Annotated in this window: 26 protein-coding genes; 15 read left to right on the plus strand and 11 right to left on the minus strand. The window is 73.6% G+C overall.

All coding sequences use genetic code 11. From position 1 onward, the window contains the following. Positions 1 to 1,791, plus strand: a 1,791-nt coding sequence (locus BIU94_RS01650; protein ID WP_071253579.1) for a DEAD/DEAH box helicase, incomplete at its 5' end; no start/stop codon positions are given. 149 nt (positions 1,792 to 1,940) lie between these two features. On the opposite strand, the gene BIU94_RS01655 is transcribed toward BIU94_RS01650, so the two are convergent. Both BIU94_RS01655 and BIU94_RS01660 read right to left on the minus strand, forming a co-directional pair. Next, complete coding sequence (locus BIU94_RS01655; protein ID WP_071253581.1) at positions 1,941 to 2,450, minus strand: DinB family protein; 510 nt, start codon at positions 2,448 to 2,450, stop codon at positions 1,941 to 1,943. Between the two features lie 37 nt (positions 2,451 to 2,487). Next, the gene (locus tag BIU94_RS01660) at positions 2,488 to 2,988 is read right to left on the minus strand and encodes a MarR family winged helix-turn-helix transcriptional regulator (RefSeq protein ID WP_071253583.1); all 501 of its coding nucleotides are present in this window, start codon (positions 2,986 to 2,988) and stop codon (positions 2,488 to 2,490) included. Between the two features lie 240 nt (positions 2,989 to 3,228). On the opposite strand from BIU94_RS01660, the gene BIU94_RS01665 reads away from it, so the two are divergent. The 4 genes from BIU94_RS01665 (at position 3,229) to BIU94_RS01680 (ending at position 9,269) form a co-directional block, all read left to right on the plus strand. Beyond that, positions 3,229 to 3,828, plus strand: coding sequence for a hypothetical protein (locus BIU94_RS01665; protein WP_071253585.1), 600 nt, complete (start codon positions 3,229 to 3,231; stop codon positions 3,826 to 3,828). Positions 3,829 to 3,857: 29 nt separating this feature from the next. Beyond that, complete coding sequence (locus BIU94_RS01670; RefSeq protein ID WP_071253587.1) at positions 3,858 to 5,039, plus strand: hypothetical protein; 1,182 nt, start codon at positions 3,858 to 3,860, stop codon at positions 5,037 to 5,039. Positions 5,040 to 5,103: 64 nt separating this feature from the next. Next, complete coding sequence (locus BIU94_RS01675) at positions 5,104 to 6,267, plus strand: exonuclease SbcCD subunit D (RefSeq protein ID WP_071253589.1); 1,164 nt, start codon at positions 5,104 to 5,106, stop codon at positions 6,265 to 6,267. Beyond that, on the plus strand, positions 6,267 to 9,269 hold the full coding sequence (locus BIU94_RS01680; RefSeq protein ID WP_071253592.1) for an AAA family ATPase: 3,003 nt from the start codon (positions 6,267 to 6,269) through the stop codon (positions 9,267 to 9,269). Before BIU94_RS01675 ends, BIU94_RS01680 begins: the two co-directional genes overlap by 1 nt. Positions 9,270 to 9,684: 415 nt before the next feature. Here the strand turns inward: BIU94_RS01680 and BIU94_RS17605 are convergent, their stop codons facing one another. Both BIU94_RS17605 and BIU94_RS01685 read right to left on the minus strand, forming a co-directional pair. Then, entirely contained in the window at positions 9,685 to 9,861 is a 177-nt protein-coding gene (locus BIU94_RS17605; protein WP_175472159.1) for a hypothetical protein, read from the minus strand. After that, positions 9,858 to 10,559: a class E sortase gene (locus BIU94_RS01685; protein WP_254784703.1), complete on the minus strand. Its 702-nt coding sequence runs from the start codon at positions 10,557 to 10,559 to the stop codon at positions 9,858 to 9,860. The genes BIU94_RS17605 and BIU94_RS01685 overlap by 4 nt, the downstream gene beginning before the upstream one ends. Positions 10,560 to 10,760: 201 nt before the next feature. Between BIU94_RS01685 and BIU94_RS01690 the strand changes: the two genes are divergently transcribed. The 7 genes from BIU94_RS01690 to BIU94_RS01720 all read left to right on the plus strand — a co-directional run bounded on the left by BIU94_RS01690 (position 10,761) and on the right by BIU94_RS01720 (position 17,519). Further along, entirely contained in the window at positions 10,761 to 11,309 is a 549-nt protein-coding gene (locus BIU94_RS01690; protein WP_071253594.1) for a GNAT family N-acetyltransferase, read from the plus strand. A gap of 61 nt (positions 11,310 to 11,370) precedes the next feature. Continuing rightward, positions 11,371 to 12,540: a CPBP family intramembrane glutamic endopeptidase gene (locus BIU94_RS01695; protein WP_071253595.1), complete on the plus strand. Its 1,170-nt coding sequence runs from the start codon at positions 11,371 to 11,373 to the stop codon at positions 12,538 to 12,540. A gap of 9 nt (positions 12,541 to 12,549) precedes the next feature. Continuing rightward, positions 12,550 to 14,400, plus strand: a complete 1,851-nt coding sequence (gene recQ / locus BIU94_RS01700; protein ID WP_071253597.1) for a DNA helicase RecQ — start codon at positions 12,550 to 12,552, stop codon at positions 14,398 to 14,400. A gap of 88 nt (positions 14,401 to 14,488) precedes the next feature. After that, on the plus strand, positions 14,489 to 15,238 hold the full coding sequence (locus tag BIU94_RS01705) for a 1-acyl-sn-glycerol-3-phosphate acyltransferase (RefSeq protein WP_071253599.1): 750 nt from the start codon (positions 14,489 to 14,491) through the stop codon (positions 15,236 to 15,238). 134 nt (positions 15,239 to 15,372) lie between these two features. After that, the gene (locus BIU94_RS01710) at positions 15,373 to 15,708 is read left to right on the plus strand and encodes a hypothetical protein (protein WP_175473902.1); all 336 of its coding nucleotides are present in this window, start codon (positions 15,373 to 15,375) and stop codon (positions 15,706 to 15,708) included. Positions 15,709 to 15,922: 214 nt separating this feature from the next. Further along, complete coding sequence (locus tag BIU94_RS01715) at positions 15,923 to 16,579, plus strand: M23 family metallopeptidase (protein WP_071253603.1); 657 nt, start codon at positions 15,923 to 15,925, stop codon at positions 16,577 to 16,579. A gap of 103 nt (positions 16,580 to 16,682) precedes the next feature. Further along, entirely contained in the window at positions 16,683 to 17,519 is an 837-nt protein-coding gene (locus BIU94_RS01720; RefSeq protein WP_071253717.1) for an NAD(P)-dependent oxidoreductase, read from the plus strand. A gap of 12 nt (positions 17,520 to 17,531) precedes the next feature. On the opposite strand, the gene BIU94_RS01725 is transcribed toward BIU94_RS01720, so the two are convergent. Both BIU94_RS01725 and BIU94_RS01730 read right to left on the minus strand, forming a co-directional pair. Continuing rightward, on the minus strand, positions 17,532 to 17,735 hold the full coding sequence (locus BIU94_RS01725; RefSeq protein ID WP_071253605.1) for a hypothetical protein: 204 nt from the start codon (positions 17,733 to 17,735) through the stop codon (positions 17,532 to 17,534). Between the two features lie 10 nt (positions 17,736 to 17,745). Beyond that, positions 17,746 to 18,261, minus strand: a complete 516-nt coding sequence (locus tag BIU94_RS01730) for a MarR family winged helix-turn-helix transcriptional regulator (protein WP_071253606.1) — start codon at positions 18,259 to 18,261, stop codon at positions 17,746 to 17,748. Between the two features lie 131 nt (positions 18,262 to 18,392). Between BIU94_RS01730 and BIU94_RS01735 the strand changes: the two genes are divergently transcribed. Further along, entirely contained in the window at positions 18,393 to 19,286 is an 894-nt protein-coding gene (locus BIU94_RS01735) for an alpha-E domain-containing protein (RefSeq protein ID WP_071253607.1), read from the plus strand. A 78-nt stretch (positions 19,287 to 19,364) separates the two neighbouring features. On the opposite strand, the gene BIU94_RS01740 is transcribed toward BIU94_RS01735, so the two are convergent. Together BIU94_RS01740 and BIU94_RS01745 are read right to left on the minus strand one after the other, a co-directional pair. Continuing rightward, positions 19,365 to 20,711: an MFS transporter gene (locus BIU94_RS01740; protein WP_071253608.1), complete on the minus strand. Its 1,347-nt coding sequence runs from the start codon at positions 20,709 to 20,711 to the stop codon at positions 19,365 to 19,367. Then, positions 20,708 to 21,118, minus strand: a complete 411-nt coding sequence (locus BIU94_RS01745; RefSeq protein ID WP_071253609.1) for a MarR family winged helix-turn-helix transcriptional regulator — start codon at positions 21,116 to 21,118, stop codon at positions 20,708 to 20,710. Before BIU94_RS01745 ends, BIU94_RS01740 begins: the two co-directional genes overlap by 4 nt. Positions 21,119 to 21,213: 95 nt before the next feature. Here BIU94_RS01745 and BIU94_RS01750 point away from each other — a divergent pair, with 95 nt between their 5' ends. Continuing rightward, entirely contained in the window at positions 21,214 to 21,966 is a 753-nt protein-coding gene (locus tag BIU94_RS01750; protein WP_071253719.1) for an SDR family NAD(P)-dependent oxidoreductase, read from the plus strand. Positions 21,967 to 22,044: 78 nt separating this feature from the next. Here the strand turns inward: BIU94_RS01750 and BIU94_RS01755 are convergent, their stop codons facing one another. From BIU94_RS01755 to BIU94_RS01765, 3 genes are read right to left on the minus strand one after another with little or no spacing between them, the layout of a single operon-like run. Continuing rightward, complete coding sequence (locus BIU94_RS01755; protein WP_071253610.1) at positions 22,045 to 23,004, minus strand: acetamidase/formamidase family protein; 960 nt, start codon at positions 23,002 to 23,004, stop codon at positions 22,045 to 22,047. A gap of 33 nt (positions 23,005 to 23,037) precedes the next feature. Next, on the minus strand, positions 23,038 to 23,307 hold the full coding sequence (locus BIU94_RS01760; protein ID WP_071253612.1) for a hypothetical protein: 270 nt from the start codon (positions 23,305 to 23,307) through the stop codon (positions 23,038 to 23,040). 11 nt (positions 23,308 to 23,318) lie between these two features. After that, positions 23,319 to 24,461, minus strand: coding sequence for an inorganic phosphate transporter (locus tag BIU94_RS01765; RefSeq protein WP_071253614.1), 1,143 nt, complete (start codon positions 24,459 to 24,461; stop codon positions 23,319 to 23,321). An 87-nt stretch (positions 24,462 to 24,548) separates the two neighbouring features. Here BIU94_RS01765 and BIU94_RS01770 point away from each other — a divergent pair, with 87 nt between their 5' ends. Next, positions 24,549 to 25,421 (plus strand): alpha/beta hydrolase, encoded by an 873-nt coding sequence (locus tag BIU94_RS01770; RefSeq protein WP_071253721.1) that lies wholly within the window; start codon positions 24,549 to 24,551, stop codon positions 25,419 to 25,421. Positions 25,422 to 25,545: the final 124 nt, after the last annotated feature.

Here is a 25,545-nt window from a genome sequence, read left to right on the forward strand (position 1 = left end):
GCTCCGCGTCGCTTCGACCGGGACGACCGTGCGCCTCGTCGCTTCGACCGCGACGACCGTGCTCCGCGTCGTGACACCGACGACCGCGCTCCCCGTCGCTTCGACCGGGACGACCGTGCCCCGCGTCGCTTCGACCGCGACGACCGTGCCCCGCGTCGTGACAACGACGACCGCCCGCGTCGCTCGTTCGACCGCGACGACCGCGCTCCGCGTCGTGACGCCGACGACCGTGCTCCGCGTCGCTTCGACCGGGACGACCGTGCCCCGCGTCGCTTCGACCGGGACGACCGTGCTCCGCGTCGTGACAACGACGACCGCCCGCGTCGCTTCGACCGGGACGACCGTGCTCCGCGTCGTGACGCCGACGACCGTGCTCCGCGTCGCTTCGACCGCGACGACCGTGCTCCCCGTCGTGACAACGACGACCGCCCGCGTCGCTCGTTCGACCGGGACGACCGTGCGCCGCGTCGGTTCGACCGCGACGACCGCAGCGCCCCGCGCCGCGACTTCGAGCGTGAGGCCCGCTCCGAGCGCTCGGCCTTCGTGCCGGCCGACGACGTCAAGCTCGAGAAGCTCCAGGCCGAGGCCACGATCGCGGCCGACGTCGAGGGCGTGACCTTCGGCGACCTCGGCATCGGCGGCAACATCTCCCGCGCCCTGCAGGAGCTCGGCGCGTCGAGCCCGTTCCCGATCCAGGCGGCGACGATCCCCGACGTGCTCGCCGGCAAGGACGTCCTCGGCCGTGGCCGCACCGGCTCCGGCAAGACCATCGCCTTCGGTGCGCCCCTGGTCGAGAAGCTCATGGAGCACGGCGGCGGCACCAAGCGCAAGATGGGCCGTGCCCCGCGTGCGCTCATCCTCGCGCCGACCCGCGAGCTCGCCCTGCAGATCGACCGCACCGTGCAGCCCATCGCCCGCTCGGTCGGCCTGTTCACGACGCAGATCTACGGCGGCGTGCCCTACGGCCGTCAGGAGGGCGCGCTCGAGCGCGGTGTCGACATCATCGTCGGCACCCCCGGTCGCGTGCAGGACCTCATGAACAAGGGGAAGCTCGACCTCAGCGAGGTCATCATCTCCGTGCTCGACGAGGCCGACCACATGTGCGACCTCGGGTTCCTCGAGCCGGTGCAGGAGATCCTCTCCGCCACGGCCGAGGTCACCCCGCAGGGCAACCGCGCGCAGAAGCTGCTGTTCAGTGCGACGCTCGACACCCAGGTCGCGGCGCTCGTCGAGGAGTTCCTGCACGAGCCGAGCGTGCACGAGGTCGCGGGTGAGGACCAGGCGTCCTCGACCATCGACCACCGTGTGCTCGTGGTCGAGCAGCGCGAGAAGGACCGTCTGCTCGAGGAGCTGGTCGCCGGCGACGGCAAGACCATCGTCTTCGCCCGGACCCGCGCCTACGCCGAGCGTCTGGCCGACCAGTTCGAGGACGCCGGCATCCGCGCGACCTCGCTCCACGGTGACCTGAACCAGTCGCGCCGCACGCGCAACCTGCAGCTGCTCACGAGCGGCCGGGTGAACGTGCTCGTGGCGACCGACGTCGCCGCCCGCGGCATCCACGTCGACGACGTCTCGCTCGTCGTGCAGGCGGACGCCCCGGACGACTACAAGGCGTACATGCACCGCTCCGGCCGCACCGGTCGTGCCGGCAAGGAGGGCACGGTCGTCACGATCGTCCCGCGTGGCCGCATCCGCAAGATCGAGGGCATCCTCGAGCGCGCGGAGATCGAGGCGGACCTGGTGCAGGCCGCACCCGGTGACGGCATCGTGTCGGAGCTCGCTGCGCGCTAGTCGCGACCCCACGAAGGACGGGAGGCCCGGTATCGGCTGGTACCGGGCCTCCCGTCCGTCACATGGTGAGCAGGAATGGTCGGGTCGCGAAGTCGGACCCGACCATTCCTGCTCACGAAGCGGCCGCGCGCACGAGCGCGCGGCACCGCTCAGCGGTTGAAGAACAGCAGGCCGCGCACGAAGCCGGCCTGGCCGGCGTGCTGCGTGCAGTCGTCGAGGATGCTCACGAGCTGGGCGCCGGCCGTCACGGGCGGGTCCCACGCGTCGTCGACGACGGGGTCCAGGTCGTCCGGGCCGAGCGTGCCGAGGTACGCCACCGTGCGCTCGTGCACCGCGCGGAGGTACCCGGTGAGCAGCTCGGCGGAGGCCCGCACCCGACCGACGTCGTCGCGGGACATGCCGTAGCCGAGCGCCTCGGCCGGGAACGGCAGGCCGAACCGGTCGTACCAGCCGTCGACCGTCCAGACCTGCTCGGTGCCGGCGAGGGCGGCGACCTGCGCGTCCTGGCCGCGGGCGATGTGCCATGCGAGCCACGCCAGGGTGTTCGCCCCGGTGGCGGGGCGTGCCGCGAGCTGGTCCTCGGACAGGCCCTCGACGGCCCGTTCGACGGTCGACGGCACGCGGGAGAACGCTTCGATGAGGACTTCGGAGGGGGTCATGCCGCTCACGCTACGCCGGGGCGACGACACGTCCGCATCACGCGAGGCGGGCGACGAGCTCCTGGTCGAGCGACTCGAGCAGCGCGGCGAGCACGGCCATCCGGTCCGTCGGGACGGCTGCGGAGAAGGCCTCGCGGTAGACGTCCTTGACCTCGGCGGCGCTCCGGGTGCCGGCCTCGGTGATGCGGACCTCGACGCTGCGTCGGTCCGCCGGGTTCGGGACACGGCGGACGAGGTCGCGGGCCTCGAGCCGGTCGATCAACGACGTCATCGCGCCGGTCGACAGGCCGAGGGCGCCGGCGGCCTGCTTCGGGAGCACCCGGCCGCTCGCCTGCGCCGCGAGCGCGAACAGGAAGCGCAGGTCGGTGGTCCCGAGGCCGCGCCGGGCGGCCTCGGCGGCGGCGACGCGCGCGTGGTGGACCTGCAGGCTCCGGTAGGCCTCGAGTGCGCGGTCGAGGTCCTGGTCCGCGGTCGGGGTCGGCGTCGGTTCGAGGGTGGTGGTGGGGGTGGGCCGGACGGCCCAGGTGGTGTCCGTCATCGGCTCTTCTCAGGGGTGCGCCGCAGGGACGGCGTGACGGCGGGGGGACTCCGCCGTGCACGTCAGTGTCCAAGCATCTCGATGATCGAACCACCCCCAACAGTGGGGGTGACGGCCCCCCTTGTGGGGCCCGTCCGACGAACGTAGCTTGATCGTCGTACCACCCCGGCACGCAGCGCGACCAACCACCGCGGATCCGGCCGGACCCTCGATCAGACATCTTCACCTCGGAGGACACCCATGTCCCGTGTCACGCCTCGTGCTGCCCGTCTCGCCGCCTGGATCGCCATCCCGGCCGCGCTCGTCGCCTCGGGAGCGGTCGTCTCGACCGCGTCCTACTCGGCCTTCTCGGCGACCACCGTCAACCCGACGAACAACTGGACCGCGGGCACCGTCGCCCTGACCGACGACGACAGCAACACCGCGCTCTTCACCGCCACGAACCTCAAGCCGGGGTCGACGGCGGCGAACTGCATCACCGTCACCTCGACGGGCTCGCTGCCCTCGACCGTGAAGCTCTACGGCACGAACGCGTCGACCACGAACAACCTCGCCGCGAACCTCAACCTGACGGTCGAGCAGGGCACCGGCGGCGGCGCCGGGTCGTGCACCGGCTTCACCCCGGCGGCGACGAGCGGCACGCTCTACACCGGCACGGTCGCCGGCTTCGGGTCGACCTCCACGAACTTCGCCTCCGGCGTCGGGACCTGGGCCCCGGGCGGCGGATCGTCCGAGGCGCGCGTCTACCGCTTCACCTACACGGTCGCGAGCGGCGCCCCGAACACGGTGCAGGGCGGCACCGCCTCGCTCGGCCTGACGTGGGAGGCCCAGAACAGCTGATCGCCCCGCACGATCCGTCGGAGGCGGTCATGGTCAGCATCCCGGCGCCCGGTGGTCACCCACCGCACCAGGCGCTCCACGACGCGGTCGAGTGGGGCCGCGTGGTCGTCGCCACGGCCGCCCGCGGCGTGGTGGCGACGCTCCTCGGGCTCGCCCTGTGGTCGGCGGCCCCCGCGGTGATCGGCTGGCAGCCGACCACCGTGATGACCGGGTCGATGGAGCCGCGGCTCGCGCCGGGCGACGTCGTGGTCACGCGTCCGGTCGCGCCGTCCGAGGTGCGTCCGGGTCGGATCCTGCTCGCTGCGGACCCGGACCAGCCCGGCCACCTGCGGATGCACCGCTACGTCGAGGACGGGCCGGGCGACACCATCGTCACGAAGGGCGACGCGAACCCGCAACAGGACTCGACCCCGGTCGCACGGTCCGCCGTCCGCGGGGTCGCGTTCCTGCGGATCCCGTTCGTCGGCGAGCCGGTCCGCTGGCTCCGCGAGGGACAGTGGGGGAGCGTCGCCGTCCTCGCGGTCGGCCTGGTCGCCCTGCTCGCGCTGTGCGGCGCCGACGGGTCCCTCCGTCGCGCCGCCCGGTCGGACCCGGACGACGGACCGTCACCGGCTGACGACGACGGTGACGGCGACGTCGCGGCTCGCGTCCCCGCCGGACGGGAGGCACGGGTCGGCGCCGCCACGGGCCTCCCGTCCGTCGGCACGGCCGTCCGCAGCCGCCGCGCCGCACGGGCGCGGGAACGTCGCGTCCGGCGCCTGCGCCGGGGCGGGGCCGCGGTGGTGGTCGTGGTCGTCGCCGCGACCGGGTTCCTGCTCCCCGCGCAGGCGGTGGCGGCACCGTTCGGGACGACGACCGGCAACCCGACCTCGACCTTCGTCGCCGGGACGGCGACCGCCGTGCCGACGCTCTCCTGCTCCCCTGCGTCGTCCACGTCGTCGTCGACGTCGGTCCAGATCAGCTGGACGTACCAGGGCTCGACCGTCCCGGTCTCCTTCGACCTGGTGTCCGGCAGCACCGTGCTCGCGACCGCCGGTGGCACCGCCCAGTCGCTGACGTACAGCGGCGGCGGGCTCCTCGCCCTCAACACCCCGTACGTGCTGCAGCTGCGGACGAACCTCGGGGGGTCGTGGACCACGGTGAGCACCGCCACCGTGAACGTCAAGGTGTCGTCGGTGGCGGGCGTGCTGACCTCCGCGGCCTGCGGCTGACCGGTTCTCCACAGGCTGCGCGCGGCCGGCGGGGGATGTCCCCGGCCGGCGTTAGCGTGGCGGCATGCGCATCCTGCACACCGGCGACTGGCACCTCGGCCGCACGCTGCTCGGTGCCGACCTCCTCGAGCACCAGGCGGCGTTCCTCGACTGGCTCGTCGACCTGGTCGCGGCGCGGTCCGTCGACCTCGTCGTCATCGCCGGCGACGTCTACGACCGGGCCATCCCGCCCGTCGACGCCGTCCGGATGCTGTCCCGCGCACTCGAACGCCTGGCCGAGACCGCCACGGTCGTGCTCACCCCGGGCAACCACGACTCCGCCGCGCGGCTCGGGTTCGGAGCCGGGGTGATGGGCGCCCGGGTCCGGATCCTCGCCGAACCCGCACGCGTCGGCGAACCCGTGCTCGTCACCGACGACCACGGTCCGGTCGCGGTCTACGGCATCCCCTACCTGCACCCCGACCTGACGCGGTACGCCCTGGCCGCCGTGCCCGACGAGCCGCTCGCAAGGTCCCACCACGCGGTGGTGCAGGCCGCGACCGAGCGGATCCGCGCCGACCTCGCAGGGCATGCCGGCACCAGGAGCATCGTCGTCGCGCACGCGTTCGTCGGCGGGGCCGACCCGAGCGACAGCGAGCAGGACATCCGCGTCGGCGGCGTGGACCGCGTCGCCGAGTCGGTGTTCGCCGACTTCGACTACGTCGCCCTCGGGCACCTGCACGGGCCCCAGCGCGTCGGTGACGGCGGTCGGATCCGCTACGCCGGCTCGCCCCTGGCGTTCTCCTTCGGGGAGCGCGACCAGCGGAAGTCCGTCACGGTGGTCGACCTCGACGCCGCCGGTGCGGTGACCGTCGAGCTCGTCCCCACCCCGGTACCCCGCCGACTCGTCGACGTCCGCGGCACGATCGACGAGCTCGAGGCCGGGGCCCACCGGGCGGACGCCGACGCCTGGGTCCGGGTGACCGTCACCGACACCGTGCACCCGGAGCGCATGTACGCCCGCGTGAAGGAGCACTTCCCGCACGCGCTGGCGATCACGCACGAGCCGGCCGACCGCGGGCCCGCCTCGGTCGCCCGGGCCGTCACCGCCACGTCCGACCCGGTCGAGGTCGCCGCCGACTTCGTCGCCTACGCCACCGGTGCGGTGCCCGACGCCGACGAGCACGCCGTCCTGACCGAGGCGTACGAGGCCGCTGCCCTGGCGCTGCAGCGCGAGGGGGACCGCTGATGTACCTGCACCGCCTCGACCTGCGCGCCATCGGCCCCTACCCGGACCTGGTCGCCATCGACTTTGCGGCGCTCGCCGCGTCCGGGGTCTTCCTGCTCGAGGGGCCGACGGGCTCCGGCAAGTCCACCATCATCGACGCCGTCGTCTTCGCCCTCTACGGCGGGCTCGCCGGGTCCGACGCCAGCTCCGACCGCCTGCACAGCCAGCACGCCGACCCCGCCGTCGAGCCGTTCGTCGAGCTCGTCTTCGAGACCGGCGCCGGGGTCTTCCGGGTCCGACGGACCCCGCAGTACGACCGTCCGAAGCAGCGGGGGACCGGCACGGTCAAGCAGCAGGCGTCGGCGCAGCTCTTCCGGCTCGCCGGACCAGCCGACGTCGCCGGCGAACCGGTGTCGTCGCGCATCCCCGAGATCGGTCTCGAGATCACCCGGGCCGTCGGCCTCGACCGGGCGCAGTTCCTGCAGACCGTGGTGCTGCCGCAGGGCGAGTTCGCCCGCTTCCTCCGCTCCCCGGGCGAGGACCGCCGCAAGCTCCTGCAATCGCTGTTCGGCACGCAGGTCTACGACCGCACGGCCGACGAGCTCGCCGCACGTCGGCGCGCCGTGCAGGCCGAGGTCGACGGCGCCGACGACCGCGTGCGCGACGCACTGAACCGCTTCGCACAGGCCGCGGGCGTCGACGACGCCGACGAGGCCGTGGTCGAGCCCACCGTCCGGTCCCTGCGGGCCGCGTCGGACGCCGCCGAGGCCGAACGGGTCGCTGCCGCTGCCGCCGCCGCGTCGGCCGTGGCGCACGAGCAGCAGGTCACCGCCAGGATCGCCGCGCGCGACCGCCGCGCCGAGCTCCTGCGTCGACGCACCGCACTCGACGCGGACGCCCCGACGGTGGAGCGTGCGCGCTCGGCCGTGGCGGACGGCGAGCGGGCCGCACGGGTCGCCGCGGTCGCCGACGGGCTCGACGCCGCCCAGGGCCGGGCGGACGACACCGCGACGGCGGCCGAGCGCCTGCGCGACGAGCACGGGCTGGTCGACGCCGCACCGGACACCGTCGTGCAGCAGCGGGACACCCTGACGGACGACCTCGCCGCCGTGCGGCACCTGGTCGGCGTCGAGACCGGCGCCGCAGCCCGACGCGCCGCCGTCGCCGACGCGACCGCGACGGCCGAGCGGCTCGCGGCGCAGCTCGTGGAACTCGACACCGCCCTCGACGCCCGCCCCGCCGAACGCGCGCGCATCGTCGAGGCCGCCCGCACCGCTGCGACGACCGCGGCCGACGCCGACCCCGCGGCGCACGAGGTCGCGCGGGTCCGCGGCCTCCGCGACGACCTCGCCGCCCGCGACCGTGCCGCAGTCCGCGCGGCCGACGCCGAACGGTCGGTCGCCGCCGCACGGGTCGCCGCGACGCGGGCCATCGACGCCGAACGCGCGCTGCGCGAGCGGCGCATCGCCGGCCTCGCCGGCGAACTCGGTGCAGCGCTGACACCGGGCGACCCCTGCCCGGTGTGCGGATCGACGACGCACCCCGCGGTCGCCGTCCCGCAGGACGACCACCCCTCGATCGCCGACGTCGACGCAGCGGCCGCGGCGACCCGTCGTGCCGACCAGCAGCTCGCCGACGCGGCCGCCGGTCTCGCCGTCGACCGTGCCGAGCACCAGCGTCTCGTCGGCGTCGTCGGTGCCCTCGACGAGGCCGGGATCGACGCCATGACGGCGGCGGCGGCCGAGCGGGTCCGGGCGGCGCGCGACGCGGCCGAGCTCGTGCTCCACCACGAACGGCAGCGCGCCGAGCATGACACCCGCACCGGCGTGCTCGAACGGGAGCGCAACGACCTCGACGCCCGGCAACGGCTCACGGCGGCGACGGCGGTGTCCGACGCCGAGCGCCTCGACGCCGACCTGCGCACCGTGCAGGACGCCCGCGAGCGTCTCGCTCCCCGCCTCGCCCCACGTCCCGACCTCGGCCCCGACGACGCGCCGCTCCCGCTCGCGGCGGTGGTCGACCGGCTCGATGTCCGGCTCGCGGGCCTCCGCGCCGTGACCGAGGCGGACGAGCGCGCCGCGCAGGCCGCACGCACGCTCGCCGAGCGCCGCGACGAGGTCGCACGCGTCCTCGCGGCACAGGGCTTCGACGACGTCGCCGGGGCCCGCGCCGCCCTGCTCGACGCCGACACCGCCGCGCGTCACCGCGCGGTGGTGACCGCCGCCGACGCCGAGCACGCCGTCGTGCAGGCCGGCCTGGCCGAGCCCGGGGTGGTCGCGGCGGCAGCGGACGACGCCGCACAGCTCGACCCGGACGGTGCGCGCGACGCCCGAGCCGGTGCCGAGGCCGCCCTGCAGGACGCCACCCGCGCCGCAGTGTCCGCCTCCGACCGAGCGGACGCCGTCGACCGGTGCGCCGCAGAGCTCGCACGTGCCGTCCGGGCCCGCGACGACACCTCCGCCCGGAGCCGGGCCGTGGTCCGCCTCGCCGACGTCGCGAACGGGGTGTCCTCGGTGAACCCGACAGGGATCACGCTCGGCACCTACGTGCTCATGCGCCGCTTCGAGGACGTCGTCGCCGCGGCGAACGACCGGCTTCGGGGCATGCTCGCGGGCCGCTTCACGCTCGAGACCTCGGACGAACGCGAGTCCGGGTCACGCTCGCGCCGGACCGGCCTGGCGCTCGCCGTGCACGACCACACGACCGACACCGTGCGCGACCCGCGCAGCCTGTCCGGCGGCGAGACCTTCACGGTGTCGCTCTGCCTCGCGCTCGGGCTCGCCGACGTCGTGCAGGCCGAGGCCGGCGGGGTGTCCCTCGGCACGCTCTTCGTCGACGAGGGCTTCGGGACGCTCGACCCGGAGACCCTCGACGACGTCATCGGCCAGCTCTCGCGGCTGACCGCCGGTGGCCGCCAGGTGGGCATCGTCAGCCACGTCGAGGAACTCAAGCAGCGGATCCCGGAGCGCATCGCCGTCCGGCGCACCGCGGCGGGTGGGTCACAGGTCACGACGACCGTCTGACGGAGGTGGGGCGCGGGGCGCGTCTCGCGGCGGCGCGCCTGGTCCCGTCTCGCCCCGGCTCGCGGCGAGTCCTCGCTCGCGGCGAGTGAGCAGAACACGCCGCGTGCGCTGGTCGCACCCGACATCTTCTGCTCACTCGATGCCGCCCCGAGCGCCGAGCGCCGAGTGCCGAGCGCCGAGCGCCGAGCCCCGAGCCACGAGCGCTCGACCGCCGCCCGAGCGCCGAGCGCCTGACATCGCGCGCCGAGCACTGCGCACTGAACGCCGCGGCCCTCGGTCCACCGGCGTCAGCGCCTCAGCTCGCAGCGAGTGAGCAGGACACGCCGCGTGCGCTCGTCGCACCCGACATCTTCTGCTCACTCGATGCCGCCCGAGCGCCGCCCGGCCGCCCGACCGCCGCCGAGCGCCGCCGGCGTCAGGGGGTCGGCGTCGACTCGACCGTGCCGTCGGGCGGCGGCAGGATGTCGGCGGCGATCCAGGGGAAGACCCACGTGAAGAGCACGTAGACGATCGCGGCGAGCAGGATGACGAGCTCGAGCACCTTGAGGACGGTCGGTCCGGGCAGGAGCCGCCAGACGAGGGGGAAGATCATCGGGCGGTCTCCGCGAGTTCCTTCGGGGTGCCCTCGGAGGCGGGCATCCAGTAGTCGAGCTTGGCGTGGGTGACGAAGCGTTCCGCGGCGGACCACATCGGGTGGCAGGCGGTGAGGGTGAGCCAGCGGTCCTTCGCGGAGGGTTCGACGCCGGGCTTGTTCGGGACCGGTGCGATGGTCTCGATGTGGTCCGGGGTGACGATCTGGCTGCCGGTGACCTTGTAGACGTACCAGACGTCGAACTTCTTCTTCGCGTCGGTGACCCGGACCACGACGGAGTCGCCCTTCTGCAGCTCGGCGATCTGGTTGAGCGGCTTGCCGTAGGTGACCCGGTGTCCAGCGACGGCGAAGTTGCCCGGGGCGCCGGGCATCGCGGTGTCCTGGTAATGGCCGAGGCCGATGGTGTTGAGCACGCGTTCGCGGTCGGTGCCCTCGCCGATGGGGCGGTTGTAGTCCTTGCCGAAGCGGGGGATCTGCATGGTGCCGAACACGTCGGTGACGTCCGGCGGTTCGGCGAGGACGGGGGCGGTGCCGCGGTGCTCGGTGCCGACCTCGTCGGGGGTCTTCAGCTGGTCGAGGCCCTGCACGAGCTTGGTCTGCTCGGTGACGGCGACGACGTCGGTCCACCAGGCGGTCCACACCACGTACAGGCCGGTTCCGGCGCCGGCGATGATGAGCAGCTCGGCGATCAAGGACACGATCGCGCCGCCCACCGTCTGACGGCGTCGGGCGGGTCGTCCGGAGCGTGCGCCGCGTGCGTCGTCCCGTGCGCTGCGGCGCGACGGCAGAGTGTCGTGTGCGGTCACGGGGCTCCTGATCGGATGGTGGTCGGACAGGTCTATCAGATCACGGCGACGGCCCGGTGACGACGTTCTCCACACCCCCGTTACGGTGAGGGGATGGAGTACCGCACCCGGCCGTTCCACCCGGACGACACCGAGCAGGTCGTCGCCCTCTGGGAGTCGTGCGGTCTCGTCCGTCCGTGGAACGACCCGCGCCGGGACATCGAGCGGAAGCGCACGGTGCAGCCCGAGCTGTTCCTCGTCGTCGAGCGGGCGGACACCGGGCCAGCCGATGCCGGACGACCGGCCGCCAGCCCAGCGGATGTCGGGCGACCGGCCACCAGCCCAGCGGACGCCGGGCGACCGGCCACCAGCCCAGCGGCCACCGCGCCGTCCGGGTCGGCGATCGTCGCTGCGGGCATGGCCGGGTTCGACGGGCACCGCGGCTGGGTGAACTACCTCGCCGTGCAGCCCGACCTGCAGGGCTCCGGCCTCGGCAGGAGCCTCATGGCGGAGTTCGAACGGCTGCTCACGGACATGGGCTGCCCGAAGCTCAACCTGCAGGTGCGCGCCGGCAACGAGCAGGTGATCCGGTTCTACGAGTCGCTCGGCTACGCCCCCGACCACGCGGTGTCGCTCGGCAAGCGCCTCATCCCCGACGACTGACCCGTCCGACGCCCGGCGCCCGCACGGCTCGCGCCCCGGCCCGCCCGGTAGCCTGCACGGCGTGAGCGTTCCCTACCACCGCCTGCCCCGCGTCGACGCACGCTGGAGGTGGTGGCGCCCCCTCGTCGCCCTCGCCTTCCTGGCCGGGTGGTACCTCGTCTCGCAGGTCCTCATCGCGGTCGCGTTCTTCGTGCCGATCGGGGCGACACAGGGCGCCCAGGGGCTCATCGACCTGCAGGACGACCTGGCCGGCGGGGCGCTCGACCCCACCGACCCGCTCATCCTGTCGCTCTCGCTCGTCTCGCTCGTGGTGCTGCTGCCGGGCATCCTGCTCGCGGTGCGGATCGCCCGCGTCGGCCCGGCCGGCATCCTGTCCTCGGTGCGCTTCCGGGTGCGCTGGGCGTGGACGGCCTGGTGCCTGCTGCCGACGCTCGTCATCGCGGCGATCATGTTCGTGGTGCAGACCGGCCTGTTCTGGGACGGCGGCATGATCACGACCGACGGCGGCTTCGCCTGGAACCACGACGCGATCGGACAGTCGACCGTCTCCCTCGGCACCCTGACCCTGACGCTGGTGCTCGTCGTCGCGCTCGTGCCGTTCCAGGGCGCCGCCGAGGAGTACATCTTCCGCGGCTTCCTCATGCAGACGATCGGCTCGTGGATCCCCTGGCGGATCGGCGGGACCGTCATCGCTGTGGCAGTCTCGACCGTCGTGTTCGCCGTGCTGCACATCCCGAACGGCTACAACATCTGGGGCATCCTGGACGTCGGCTCGTTCGGCCTCATCGCCGCGATCATCGTCCTGCGCACCGGCGGGCTCGAGGCGACCGTCCTGCAGCACGCCTTCAACAACATCATGATCTTCGTGCTCCAGGCGCCGGGCTGGTCCGGGATCGACCTGTCGTCCGACGACGCGAACGGCACACCGGGCGGTTGGCTCGTCACCCTCGGCACGTCGCTCCTGTTCTGGGGCATGGTCGAACTGCTCGCGCGGTGGCGGCGACTCGACCGCCGCTTCGCGGGCGCCGAGTCGCCCCGCTTCCGTGGCCCCGTGCCGGTCTGGGCGGGCGGACGCACCTGGCTCCGGCCAGGAGGCACGGGCTGGCAGGCCGCGCCGGCCGGACCCGGCCAGGCGGTCACCGCCACCGCCCCTGCCGCGCCCGACGAGGACGGCACGGGCAGCGGTCCCGTTGCTGTGGACAAGCCCCAGGGTGTCGCCGGTCGCCCGTAGGCTCGTCCCATGAGCACCACGCCCGCGCCCGCCGCCGTGTCTGCTTCCCGTGGCGCTGCACTCGACGTGCTGCACCGGGTCTGGGGGTACGACGACTTCCGCGGCGAGCAGGCCGCCATCATCGACCAGGTGGTGTCCGGCGGCGACGCCCTCGTGCTCATGCCGACCGGTGGCGGCAAGTCGCTCTGCTACCAGGTGCCCGCCCTCGTGCGCGACGGCGTCGGGGTCGTGGTGTCGCCGCTCATCGCGCTCATGCAGGACCAGGTCGACGCCCTCGCCGCGAACGGCGTGCGGGCGGCCTTCCTCAACTCCACGCAGGGTCCCGACGAGCGTTCCCGGGTCGAGCGCGCGGTCGTCCAGGGCGAGGTCGACATGCTCTACCTGGCGCCCGAGCGGCTCCGGCTCGAGTCCACCCGCGCACTGCTCGACCGCGCCCGGGTCTCGCTGTTCGCCATCGACGAGGCGCACTGCGTCGCCCAGTGGGGGCACGACTTCCGACCGGACTACCTCGAGCTCAGCGTCCTGCACGAGCGCTGGCCGACGGTGCCGCGCATCGCCCTGACCGCCACGGCGACCCCGCAGACCCACCGCGAGATCTCCGGGCGGCTCGGCCTCGACGACGCCGCGCACTTCGTCGCCGACTTCGACCGGCCGAACATCCAGTACCGCATCGAACCGAAGACCGGCGCGCTGCAGCAGCTCCTGACGTTCATCCGGACCGAGCACAGCGGTGACTCGGGCATCGTGTACTGCCTGTCCCGCAACTCGGTCGAGCGCACCGCCACGGCGCTCGCGGAGCAGGGCATCCAGGCCCTGCCGTACCACGCCGGTCTCGACGCGCGGGTCCGTGCGCGCAACCAGTCGACCTTCCTGCGCGAGGACGGCATCGTCATGGTCGCCACCATCGCGTTCGGCATGGGCATCGACAAGCCCGACGTCCGCTTCGTGGCGCACCTCGACCTGCCCAAGTCGGTCGAGGGCTACTACCAGGAGACCGGCCGCGCCGGGCGCGACGGCCTGCCGTCGACGGCGTGGCTCGCCTACGGCCTCAACGACGTGGTGCAGCAGCGCCGCATGATCGACCAATCCGACGGCGACGCCGCCCACCGCCGGCAGCTCAGCGCCCACCTCGACGCCATGCTCAGCCTGTGCGAGACGATCGAGTGCCGTCGCGTGCGCCTGCTCGCCTACTTCGGGCAGGAGAGCACGGCGTGCGGCAACTGCGACACGTGCATCGCACCGCCCGAGTCGTGGGACGGCACCGTCCCCGCGCAGAAGCTCCTGTCCACCGTCGTCCGCCTCGAACGCGAGCGCGGCCAGCGGTACGGTGTCGCGCACCTCGTCGACATCCTGGTCGGCAAGCAGTCGCCCCGCGTGCAGGAGCTCCGCCACGACTCCCTGGCGACCTTCGGCATCGGGTCCGACCTGTCCGAGGGCGAGTGGCGCGCGGTCGCCCGGCAGCTGCTCGCCCAGGGCTACGCTGCGGTGTCGGGCGACGGGTTCGGCACCGTGGTCCTCAGTCCGACGAGCGCCGAGGTCCTGACCGGCAAGGTCCAGGTGCGGATGCGTCGCGACCCGGTCAAGGCCCCGCGCGCCGGTCGCAGCAGTCGGCGGACCGTCGTCACCGACATGCCGCAGGAAGCCGTCGGCCTGTTCGAGGCCCTGCGTGCCTGGCGTGCGGCACAGGCCCGTGAGCAGGGCGTGCCCGCCTACGTGGTCTTCAACGACGCCACCCTGCGCGGCATCGCCGCCGTCCGTCCGAGCGACGTCGACCAGCTCGCCGAGATCTCGGGCGTCGGCGCGGCGAAGCTCGAGCACTACGGCCGCGCCGTGCTCGACGTCGTCGCGGCTGCGGACTGAGCGCGTCGGCGAAGGTCCATGCCCGTCCGGGCATGTGCCCCGGCGCGGGCTGATTACACTCGGAACCCCGCTGCCACGAGGAGGTCCGGTGTCCGGTTCGACGAAGTTCGCCACCGTGTTGAGCCGCGCCGTCGTGACGCCGCTGGCCCGCCTGCTCTGGCGTCCGCGGATCATCGGCCGCCGCAACGTCCCCCGCCGCGGTCCCGTCATCCTGGCGAGCAACCACCGCTCGTTCATCGACTCCCCGGCGATCACGCTCATGGCACCGCGCAAGGTGTCGTTCCTGGCGAAGCAGGAGTACTTCACGGGGACGGGCTTCCGTGGCGCGGTGTCCCGCTCGTTCTTCGGTGGCATCGGCGCGATCGGCGTGCAGCGCGGTGCGGGGGCGGCGGCACAGCAGGCGCTCGACCTCGGGCTCGAGCGGCTGCGTGAGGGGGAGGCCTTCGCGATCTACCCGGAGGGCACGCGATCCCTGGACGGCCGTCTGTACAAGGGCCGGACGGGCGTGGCCTGGCTCGCGCTGACGAGCGGCGCACCCGTGGTGCCGGTCGCGCTCACCGGGACCGAGCACGTCCAACCCGTCGGCTCGCGCATGCCGAAGCTCGCGAAGGTCACGATCGAGTTCGGCGAGCCGCTCGACCTGTCCACCTTCGGCGAAGCGTCGTCCGGCCGCGCGCGACGCCACGCGACCGACGCCGTGATGGCCGCGATCCAGGAGCTCAGCGGCCAGGAACCGGCGAACGCCTACAACAACCCGCCGGCGACGACGATCGTCGAACGGGTGCGACGGGTGCTCCAGCCGGACGACCCGAACGTGGCCGCGGTCGACCCCGACTGACCCTACCCGCGCACCGCTATTGCACATCTGAAATATTGCTGGTTGAATGACGGACGTGCCGATCGGCACACCTCCCGTCAGTGGCTCGCCCGATCCCGAGCCGCGCCCCACGACCAGATCGGATGGCCAGCAGCATGTCCTCCACCCCGCTCTTCGACTCGATCGCCCACCGGCACGACCACCCGCAGGCGGGCAGCGCCCCGTCCCGGCCGCAGCCGGCCAGCGCGCCGACCTCGCCGCTCTCGGCCCCGGTCCGCGCGGGGGACTCGACGCTCGTCCCCGCAGCGCTCGTCGCGGCGATCGACGGCATCCCGGAGCGGGTGGCCTCGACCATCGCGACCGAGCTCACCGTCCGGCCCGAGCAGCTCGTGCTCGTCGAGACCGTCGCCGACGCGATCACCCGCGCGATCGTCGACGCCGTCGTCACCGAGCTCGACCGGATCGCCCGCGACGGCGTCGTGCGCGTCTGACCGCGGAGCCGACGGCACGATGTCCACGACCCCCGACGGCCTGCCGCTGCGCCCGCGCGGTGCCGAGCGGCGGGCTGCGAACCGGACCACGGCGTCCCCCGCCCGAGTCGCACGGCGCCGGCTCCGGCGGGACGCCTCCCGAACCGCCGGGGTGGCGGTGTCCCCTCCCGTCACCCCGGCTTCCACCCCACCCGGGCGGGGCGCGCCGGCTCCCGTGACGTCCTGCTTCCGCGGGCCGCTCCGGCGCACGCTCCCGGTCTCGGCAGCCGCCGCCGTCGCCTGCCTGTTCGTCACCGTCGGGTCGCCGCAGACCGCGGTGGCGGCCACCGACGAGCAGGCGCCCTCGATCCACCTCGTGCAGTCCTTCGTCGCCGACGGTGCTGGCCGCGCCAGCGTGGCCCGTGACGGTTTCTCCGTCGTCGGTGCGCCCGGGGTCTCGGTCCGCTCCGCGCCGGGTGGACCAGCGATCGCCGCGCGCCCCACCGTCGGCACCGTCCCCGCGGCCGGCGGGTTCGGGACGCGGTGGGTCGCCGGGTGCGGCGCCTGCTCGACGGTCCACCAGGGCATCGACTTCGCGGCGCCGACCGGGACCGCCGTGGTGGCCACCCTGCCCGGTCGCGTCGTGTCCGCCGGGCCGCTCGGCGGCTACGGCAACCAGGTCGTCGTGCAGCACGCGGACGGCATGCAGACCCGGTACGGGCACCTGTCCGTGATCGACGTGCGCGTCGGCCAGCAGCTCGCCGCCGGGCAGCGACTCGGCGCGGTCGGCAGCACCGGCGTCTCGACCGGTCCGCACCTGCACTTCGAGGTCGTGGTCGCGGGCACCCCGGTCGACCCGGCGGTCTGGCTGCGGGACCGCGGACTGCTCTAGCCCGCGACCGTTCGCCGAGCACCGCCCCGGTCCGGCGCGCGTACCGTCTGACCGGCCGCGGCACGAGCGTCGCGGCAGGACGGAGACGCACGTGCGAGTGACGGTGTTGGGGACGGGAGCGATGGGAGCCGGGGTCGCGGGGTCGCTGCTCCGCGAGGGCCACGAGGTCACGGTCTGGAACCGGAGCGCCGACAAGGCCGCTCCGCTCGGCGACCGGGGAGCCGTCGTCGCCCACGACCCCGGTGATGCCGTCGAGCAGGCCGAGGTCGTGCTGCTGACGCTGTTCGACACCGACGCGGTCGTCGACGTGCTCGAGCAGGCCGCCGGCGAGGCGCCGACCGACGCCGTGTGGGTGCAGTGCTCGACGGTCGGGGTCGCCGGCACCGAGACGATCGTGCAGCTCGCCGCGAAGTACGGCATCACCCTGGTCGAGGCGATGATGCTCGGCACGAAGGCCCCGGCGGAGCAGGGCACGCTGACGATGCTCGCAGCGGGGCCCTCGGACGTGCTCGACCGGGTCGACCCCGTGCTCGACGCCGTCGGCGCGAAGACGGTCCGGGCCGGGGACGCCGTCGGAGCCGGCACCGCGCTGAAGCTCGCCGCGAACGCCTGGATCGCTTCCATCACCGCGGCCACCGGGCAGTCGCTGGCCATCGCCCGGGCGCTCGGGCTGGACCCGGGGCTCTTCCTCGAGGCCATCGACGGCAGTGCGAGCGACTCGGCCTACGCCCACACGAAGGGCGCCGCGATGCTCGAGGGGGCGTTCCCGGCGCAGTTCGCGCTCGACGGGCTCCGGAAGGACATCGGGCTCATCACCGAGGCCGCGCGCGACGCCGGGGTCACCACCACGGTGCTCGAGGCGCTCGGCCGCGTCTACGCGGACGCGAGTGCTGCGGGGCACGGCGGCGACGACATCGCGGCGGTCGGCACCGCGTTCTGACCCGGGTCGCCGTCAGCTCCGGCGGAAGAGCTCCCGCAGACGCTTCGTGAGCCGTCCGACGGCCTCGTCGTTCATGGTGTTCGCGAGGTCGAAGGCCTCGCGGGTGGGATCTGCTCCGCGCTCGATCCGCCGGAGCGCCGCCTCGGCCCGGGCGCGCGCGTCGAGCTCGGCGAGCGGCATGTCGTCCTCGGGGTCGTGCGTGCGGCGAGGCTCCATGGAGAGCAGGTTACGCGCGGGAGGCGTGGTCGCCCGTGTCGGCGTCCTCGACCACGCGCACCATCTCGTCGAGGAACTCCACGACGACCGCCATCTCGTCGACGGGCAGGTGCTCGGTGACCCCGAGCGCGCGGTTGTCGAGCTCCTCGATCACCCGCAGGGCGTCCCGCATCGAGGTACCGGTGGCGGTCAGGATGACCCCGCGACGGTCGTTCGGGTCCGGGTGTCGTTCGACGTGGCCGCTGCGGACGAGCCGGTCGACCAGGGCGGAGGTCGATGCTGCGGTGATCTCGAGCCGCTCGGCCAGGTCCTTCGCGTTCATCGACCGACCCTCGTGCTCGGCGTCGATGAGGATGCGGAGCGCGAGCAGTGCGTTCTCACCGATGCCCAGCGCTTCCCGCGCACGGCGTTGCGCGGCGCTCTCGGCGCTGCGGTAGCGGCGGAGCGCGTTCAACACGTCGACAGCGGCGACCCCGGAGTCCCTGTACCAGTACCCCGCGGTGCCGGTCATCACCTCGGACGTCATGGTTCAATGCTAGACGCTCTAGTTAGATTGTCTAGCGAGCGCGGCCTCGGGACAGCCGCAACACCCGTGACGCGGTCCGGAAACACTCCCGCAACGCCCGGTCGTTAGGTTCTGGGCATGCAGGAGCAGCCGTGCTGAGCCGTCTCGCGGGCAACGTCTTCCACGTGGGGAGCGCGGTCGAGCGGACCGACGTCGTCGCCCGGTTGCTCGACGTGTACGTCGCGCGACGGGAGCCCGGCACCGTCGAGGACGACCGGCTCGTCGCGGCGGAGCTCCGGTCGGTGGTCGGCGCCGCCGGCCCCGGGGACGACGCCGACCGTGCGACGACGATCGACGGCCTGGCGCTCGACCGGCACGAGCCCGCCTCGATCGCGGCCGCCGTCGCGGTCGCGCGCGACCACGCCCGCCGCGCGCGCGAGGTCGTCTCGAGCGAGCTCTGGGACTGCCTCGACGTCACGCGGTCGCGGATGCCCCGGAAGGTCGCGCCGGACCGGGCGCACGAGTTCCTGTCGTGGGTGCGCGAACGGAGTGCCCTGGCGATCGGCGTGGTCGAGGGGGACGCCAGCCGCGACGAGGTCTGGGAGTTCTTCACGCTCGGCCGCTCGCTGACCCGCTGCGCGTCGACGGCGCGGTTGCTCGCCTCGGGGTTGATCGCGTCGGAGGAGATCACCTCGTGGGTGGCGGCCCTCCGGGCCTGCGGCGCGGGGGAGGCCTTCCTGCGGGGTCGCGACCACGCGCCCGTGCCGGTCGACGCGGCCGCGTTCCTGCTCCTCGACGAGCACAGCCCGCGTTCGCTGCGGTTCGGCGTGCGTCGTGCCGCCGAGTGCCTCGACGACCTCGCGCCGTCCTGCGTCGACGACGAGGTCGCCGGGTTCGTCGAGGCGCGCGCCCGGCTCGACGCGGTGCCCGTGGACGCTGCCCTCGACGTCGTGTCCGAAGCGGGCGCCCACATCGCCGCTGCCGCGGACCGGGTGATCGTGGCGCTCGACGAACGCGTGTTCGCCGTGTCCGCCCCCGCACACTGAGCCGCGCGTCCCGAGGCCGGGTGCCCCGAGGCCGGGTGCCCCGAGGCCGGGTGCCCCGAGGCCGGGTGCCCCGAGCGGTCAGACGGAGCTGGAGCGGTCCGTGACGGCCTCGTCGCGTTCGAGCTCGGCGCGCAGTGCGGCCCGTCGGGTCGCGGGGTCGAGCACCGGGACGGAAGCGGTGACGGCGAGGTGCAGTCGGCTGTCGGCGTCGTACCGCAGCCGCAGGTGCTGGAACCGGACGAGCCACACGATCGCGATGGCCAGGGCGACGAAGCCCGACGCGGCGCCGACCGCGATCGCCCACCGCGGGCCCCAGGCGTCCGCGACGGCGCCGACGATCGGTGCGCCGATCGGGGTGCCGCCGGCGAAGATCGCCATGTAGAGCGCCATGACGCGGCCGCGCATCACCGGTTCGGTCGTCGTCTGCACGAGTGCGTTCGCGGTCGTCATGAACGTCAGCGCGGCCAGTCCGACGAAGACCAGCACGACGGCGAACGTCCAGTACGTCGGCGCGAGGGCGGCGGCGGTGCAGGCGAGGCCGAAGCCACCGGCCGCGAGCACGAGGGTGCGCATCCTCGGACGGTCCCGTCGCGCCGACAGCAGGGCGCCGGCGACCGAGCCGATCGCCATCACCGAGTTGAGCAGACCGAACTCGCCGGCTCCCTGGTGGAACTCGACCCGGGCCATCGTCGAGGTGAAGATCGGGAAGTTCACGCCGAAGGTCCCGACCACGAAGATCATGCAGAGGACGACGACGATGTCCGGCCGGGTGCGCACGTAGCGGAAGCCGGCGACGACCTGCCCCTTGCCGCGCTTCGCCCGGACCCGTTCGGCGAGCTGCGCCGGGTCGACGAAGCGGAGCGCGACGAGGACCGCCAGGAACGAGCCGGCGTTGATGACGAAGACCCAGCCGGAGCCGATCGCCGCGATGAGCACGCCGGCGACCGCCGGGCCGATGAGCCGGGCGGCGTTGAACGACGCCGAGTTGAGGGCGACGGCGTTCGCCACGTGCTCGCCCTGCACGACGTCGGAGACGAACGCCTGGCGGACCGGGGTGTCGAACGCGGCGACGATGCCGAGTGCGAGGGCGAAGCCGTACAGCGCCAGCAGGGTGGCGGTGTGCGTGAGGACCATGACGCCGAGCCCGAGGCCGAGCAGCCCCATGAGAGCCTGGGTCAGCATGAGCGTGCGCCGTCGGTCGAAGCGGTCCGCGACGAGTCCGGTCAGCGGCAGGAGCAGCAGCTGCGGGCCGAACTGCAGCGCCATCGTGATGCCCACCGCGACGGCGTCGTCGTCGGAGAGCTGCGTGAGGACGATCCAGTCCTGGGCGGTCCGCTGCATCCAGGTGCCGACGTTGGACACCAGGGCGCCGGCGAACCAGATGCGGTAGTTGCGGCCGGCGAGTGATCGGAACATGGCGCTCACGGTTGGGCCAGCCTCCTCATGATCTCGGTGGCGTCGGCGAGGGTCGCCCGCTCGTCGGGGGTGAGGGCGGCGAGCCGCGGGGTGAGCCAGCCGTCGCGGCGCCGTCGGGTCTCCTCGACCAGGGCGGCGCCGGTGGGCGTCGCGCAGAGCACCACCTTGCGGCGGTCGTCGTCGTGCCCGCCCTTCGAGACGAGTCCGCGCTCGATGAGCACCGCGACGGTCCGGGTCATCGACGGCGGGGTGACGCCGTCCTGGCGGCTGAGCTCGGCGAGCGTCATCGCGCCGTCGCGGTGCAGTCGTGCCAGGGCGGAGAACTGGGCGTCGGTGACGGCGGCGTCGGCCTTCTGCGCGCGGAGCGTCCGGGACAGCCGGTTCACGGCGATGCGGAGGTCGGTGGCGTCGGTCACGGGTCGTTAGTCTAGCTCATTAGTTCAGCGAACGAACTTCCCGGTCGGTGTACGCTGCAAACAGACAACAGGTGTTGCCGAGGGAGAAGGAGAACATGTCCGAGTTCGAGGGCAAGGTCGCGATCGTCACGGGTGGCGGCAGCGGGATCGGTGAGGCGATCGCGAAGGAGCTCGCCGCGGCGGGCGCGACGGTCGTCGTCACCGACATCAAGCAGGACGCCGCGCAGCGCGTCGTCGGTGAGATCGAGGCAGCCGGTGGCACCGCCTCGGCGTTCGAGGCGAACTCCGCCGTCGCCGCCGACAACGAGCGCATGGTGCGGTTCGCCGTGGACACGTACGGGGCCCTGCACCTCGCCGTGAACAACGCCGGCATCGGTGCCGCCCCGCAGCCCATCGGCGAGTACGACGTCGAGGCGTGGGACCGCGTGCGCGCGGTGGACCTGGACGGCGTCTTCTACGGGCTCCGCTACGAGATCCCCGCGATGCTCGCCGCCGGCGGGGGCGCGATCGTCAACATGGCGTCGGTCCTCGGGTCGGTCGGCATCGCCGAGAACGCCGCCTACGTCGCGTCGAAGCACGCGCTCGTCGGGCTGACGAAGGTCGCCGCGCTCGAGTACACGGCGCAGGGCGTCCGCACGAACGCCGTCGGCCCCGGCTTCATCGACACGCCGCTCGTGCGCGCGTCGCTCTCGCCCGAGGCCCTGTCGGCGCTCGAGGCCGAGCACGCGGCGAAGCGCCTCGGCACCGACACCGAGGTCGCCGCGCTCGTGCTCTTCCTGCTGAGCGACAAGGCGTCCTTCATCAGTGGCAGCTACCACCTGGTCGACGGCGGCTACTCCGCGCACTGACGCGCGTCGCGTGGTGGTCGGACGGGAGGCCCGCCCAGCGTGAGCCGGTCGGCTCGCGCTGGACGGGCCTCCTGTCCGTCAGGGCCGCGCGTCCGTCGCGGAGGCGCCCGTCAGGATCGCGTCGTGGGGGAGCAGGGCGTGCACGCCCCACGTGCGGTTCGCGACCTGCGTCACCCGCATGCTCACCGCGACGCTCGCCATGGCGAGCGCCTCGGCACGGCTGGTGCCGTGCAGCGCGACGATCCAGTCGACCATGCGGTCGAGGGCCGTCGCGGTGGCGGCGTTCAGGTCGGCGTCGAAGCCGAACGTGATCCGGCCGGCCGGGGTGTCCGCGTGCACGCCCTCGACCGGAGCCGTGTCGAGGAGCGTCAGTGTCATCGTGGTGGTCATGCCGCACTCGACGGCGGTGCCGGAGACCTCGCCGTCGCCCTGCGCTGCGTGCCCGTCGCCGACGGACAGCAGTGCGTCCGGCACCGTGACCGGCAGGTACAGGGTCGAGCCGGCGACGAGCTCGCGGCAGTCGATGTTCCCGCCGCCGAGCGGTCGCGGCGGGATCGTGGAGTGCTCGCCGGTGGGTTCCGGCGGGAGCCCGACGACGCCGAGGAACGGCGCGGTCCGGACCCCCAGCCCGAGCTGGTTCACGGCGACGCCCCGCTCCGGGTCGATGTCCCAGAGGAGCGGACCGCGGGACGCCGGGTCGGTCAGCCCGAGCGCCCGGTTCACCGGGGTGTCCACACCGCCGGAGCCGGTGTAGCCCCAGTCGTCCGGCACGAGGTCGTCGAACCGCACCGCGAGGACCGCCCCCGGCCGCGCGCCCGTGACCGCGATCGGGCCGACCAGGCAGTGGCCGCGGCGCGGGTCGATGAGCGTCGGGGCGTCGACGCCCGGTGCCGGCTGCCGCGCCGTGTACCCGGCGGCGCTCAGGGTGTGGACGGTGACGGTGTCACCCGGGGCGACGGTGAGCACCGGCCGGCGCTCGGCGGTGAGGACGTCGACGGTGGAGTCGGCGGTGGACTCGAGACGGTGGGTGGTCGGCACCCTCCGATCATCGCAGTCGCCGCACGTCCACCGTCAGTGGAACTGGGGGATGGTCAGCCAGATCCCGGTCAGGACCGCCGCGACGCAGACCGCGAAGCAGACCACCGCGCCCGCCAGCGCGGCCGGCGGGGTGTGGCCGGACCGCGGCGTCTCCTGCGCGTACCGGGTGCGCTCGCCGCCGGCGTCGACCGGCTGGCCCGTCCCGAGCAGGCGGAGGCCGAGCGTGTACACGAGCACCACGCCCACGGCCGACACGAACCCCACGACGGCGACCGTCGCGATGGCGGTGAAGTCGATGTCCATCGTCGTCCTCCTCAGTTCGCGACCGCGGCCGGCTGGTCCGCGGTGTCGTCGGCGGTGACGTCCTCGTGCGAGATCGGCTTGCGCCGCGCGAGGAACCAGAAGGTCAGCCCGGCGGCGAGGCCGAGCACCACGACGGCGACCAGGCCGACCGTCGAGCTCGCGGCGACGGCGGTGGCGAGGGCCCCGACGACCGCCGCTGCCGGCAACGTGACGACCCACGCGACGACGATGCGCCCGACGACCGACCAGTGCACGTCGGCGAGCTTCTTGCCGAGCCCGGAGCCGACCACCGACCCGCTCGTCACGTGCGTCGTCGACAGCGCGAAGCCGAGGTGCGACGAGACGAGGATCGTCGCAGCGGAACTCGTCTCGGCAGCGAAGCCCTGCGGCGACTGCACGTCGGAGATCTTCTTGCCGACCGTCTGCATGATCCGCCAGCCACCGGTGTAGGTGCCGAGGCCGATCGCCAGCCCGCAGGCCAGGATCACCCAGAGCGCCGGGCCGGTGCCGGCGTCCTGGTAGTCCGCCGCGATGAGCGTCAGCGTGATGACGCCCATCGTCTTCTGCGCGTCGTTCGTGCCGTGGGCGAGCGACACCAGCGACGCCGAGATCGTCTGGCCGTGCCGGAAGCCCGTCGCGGCACCGTGCGTGGTGGCGTTCCTCGTGAGCGTGTACGCCAGGTAGGTGGCCACGAGCGCGATGACACCCGCGATGACCGGGGAGAGCACGGCCGGCAGCACGACCTTCGACACCACCGTCGACCAGCTCACCGAGTCGATGCCGGCGCCGATGATCGAGGCGCCGATGAGCCCGCCGAACAGTGCGTGCGTCGACGACGACGGCAGGCCGAAGTACCACGTGGCGAGGTTCCAGAGCACCGCCCCGACGAGCCCGGCGAAGATCATGGTCGGGGTGATCGCGATGCCGCTCTCGCCCTCGCGGATGATGCCCTGCGAGACCGTCTTGGCGACCTCGGTGGACAGGAACGCGCCGACCACGTTGAGGACGGCGGAGATGAGCACGGCGGTCCGGGGCTTGAGCGCACCCGTGGCGACCGACGTGGCCATGGCGTTGGCGGTGTCGTGGAACCCGTTCGTGAAGTCGAACACGAGGGCCACCACAACCACGAGCACGACGATGACGAGGACGTCCATGCGGAGGACGCTAGGCCCGCTCGGACCCCGCCGCGTGAACGCCGGGTGAACAGGTCGGCGGGTTCGTGCGTCTGCGAAGATGTGGCCGTGCCCACGTTCTCCGCAGCCCGAGGCGACGCCTCGTTCACCGACGCGCACGGCGTCGAGATCGTCTACTCGACCTGGCGTGCGGCGCGGCCGAAGGGCATCGTGCAGATCGCCCACGGGGTCGGCGAGCACGGGCTGCGGTACGAGCCCCTGGCGCAGGACCTCGTCCGTGCCGGGTACACGGTGCACGCCAACGACCACCGGGGGCACGGACGCACCGGCCTCAGGCAGTGGGACGGCGACCACGCGAAGCTCGGCCGACTCGGCCCCGGCGGTCTGCGCGCCGCGATCGCGGCGGTCGAGCAGATGGGTGCGGTCGCCCGCGCGGACACCCCGGGCGTCCCGCTCGTCCTGCTCGGCCACTCGTGGGGATCGCTGATGGCCCAGCGGATCGTGAACACGGCGTCGGAGGCGTACGACGGCGTCGTGCTCTCCGCCACCGCGTACCGGCTGCCCGGCTGGATGAACGGCGGCGACCTCAACGCCCGGCACGCCGGCTCCGGGCCGACGAAGTACGAGTGGCTCACCCGCGACCGCTCGATCATCGACGCCATCGCGCTCGACCCGCTCGCGGTCGAGGCCGACGTCATCGGGCTGTTCGGCCTGCCCGACACCCTGCGGCTGCTCGGCGTGCCGCGACGGGGGATCCCGCACGACCTGCCGATGCTGCTGCAGGTCGGGTCCGACGACACCCTCGGCGGGCCGCGCTCGGTCGAGCGGCTGGCGCAGGCGTACCGCCGACGCGGCCGGCTCTCCAACGTGACCGTGCAGGTGTACGAGGGCGCGCGGCACGAGGTCTACAACGAGACCAACCGCGACGAGGTCGTCGGGGACCTGGTCGCGTGGCTGGACCGGGTGGCGGCGCGCGCGTAGGGGGCTGTTCCGCGCGGGTGGCTGTTCCGCGCTGGTGCTGTTCCGCGCGTGGGTGGCTGTTCCGCGCGGGTGCAGTTTCGCGCGTGGGTGGCTGTTCCGCGCATGGGAAGGCGGATCGCGCGTG

Origin of the sequence: Curtobacterium sp. MMLR14_006 (assembly GCF_001864985.1) — a bacterium.
Taxonomy (GTDB): domain Bacteria; phylum Actinomycetota; class Actinomycetes; order Actinomycetales; family Microbacteriaceae; genus Curtobacterium.